The following is a 1,609-nucleotide window of genomic DNA, read 5'->3' on the forward strand; positions in this document are numbered from 1 at the left end:
CTGACTAACTGGAAAAATTCACCGGACTTCGATAACTACGAAGAACGCCCAGCCAACGGGTGGGACATTCGTACCGAAGGCTATTTACCTGCCTATCCGGGCATCGGCGGCAAGCTGGTGTATGAACAGTATTACGGCGACCGCGTCGGACTGTTTGGTAAAGATAATCAGCAAAAAGATCCGGTAGCGGTGACGGCCGGCGTTAACTATTCGCCTTTCCCGCTGATGAAGTTCAACGTCGATCACCGCATGGGTAAAAGCAATCAAAACGACACCCGTTTCGGTATCGATCTGAACTATGTGTTTGGTGCGCCGTTAGGTCAGCAGTTGGATAGCAGCCTGTTGGCGGCGAGCCGCAGCTTGGCCGCGAATCGTTACGACTTTGTCGAACGTAACAACAACATCGTGTTGGAATACCGCAAAAAAGACACCATCAGCCTCCGGTTGGCCTCGCAAATCAGCGGCTACAGCGGTGAAAGTAAATCGCTGGGCGTGTCGGTCAACAGCACCAACGGCGTTGAGCGCATTGAGTGGACCGCGCCAGAACTGCTGAGTCAGGGCGGGCAGATTGTTCAGGTTTCTGAACAGCAGTTCAACGTGATCATTCCTGAATATCAATACGGCAACGATGCCAACAACAGCTATGTGGTGAGCGGCGTTGCCTATGATAAATCAGGCAATGCATCGCCAAAAGCGGAAAGCTTAGTGGTTGTTGCCTCGGCTGCGGTGAGTACGGTTAACAGCATGCTAACCCCGATGGAGCTTCAGTTACCGAACGACGGTACCTCTACGGCTAAATTGACGCTGGTATTGCGTGATGCGAACAATCATCTCATCAGCGGTGTCGCCGATGACATCAAAACCACACTAAGTCCCGTGGGTCGCGGCCAGCCAGATGTCACGGTGAGTGCTTTTAGTGAAGACATGACCCGCATGGGCACCTATAACGCCACCGTCACGGCGGGCGAAAATATGGGTGAATATAAAATTACGCCTGAAATCCATAATGCCAAACTTGCGTCAGCGACGCTGTATGTCGGCAGAGCACCGGTGATCAGCGGTTTAATCATGAGCGGCAAGCTGGCGTTAGGCGAGCAGCTATCGGGTCATTATCAGTTCGATAGTAACAGCGGCAATGCACAAGATGCCTCTCTTTACAAATGGGGCAATAAAGGGCAAACCACAGGGCTGAATGGCGCTGAGACCATCGTTACTTCAGGTAGCGTGCCGGGCTATACGCTGGTCGCCAGCGATGTTGGGCAGGTAAAAGAGCTGTCGGTTCAGGCGCGTAACGGGGTGGAAACCTTAGGGAATACGCTGACGGTCACTACGGCTCCGGGCGATAGCGGCAACAACACCGAAGGTGGCGGAGAAGGCGGTGCGATCGTGGATGAAACCGCAGCACCAAGCATCAGCGATGTGACGATAAGCGGTAAGCTTTCGCTAGGTGAAGCGCTGAGCGGTCGTTACACCTTTGTGCCGCACACCGGCAACACAACCGATACGTCGGAATACCAGTGGGGCGTGGAAGGCACGACCGCAAGCGTAGTGGATAACGGCGGTGGAAAAGCGATCACTCAAAGCGGCGTGGTACCAAGCTATACCCTGC

Annotated in this window: 1 protein-coding gene; it reads left to right on the forward strand. The window is 53.9% G+C overall.

Translation table 11 applies throughout. From position 1 onward, the window contains the following. Window positions 1-1,609 (forward strand): inverse autotransporter beta domain-containing protein (locus tag BN1044_RS10725; protein ID WP_175421603.1); only part of this gene is annotated, 1,609 nt, incomplete at both ends.

The organism is Hafnia alvei (assembly GCF_900095695.1).
Taxonomy (GTDB): domain Bacteria; phylum Pseudomonadota; class Gammaproteobacteria; order Enterobacterales; family Enterobacteriaceae; genus Hafnia; species Hafnia alvei_B.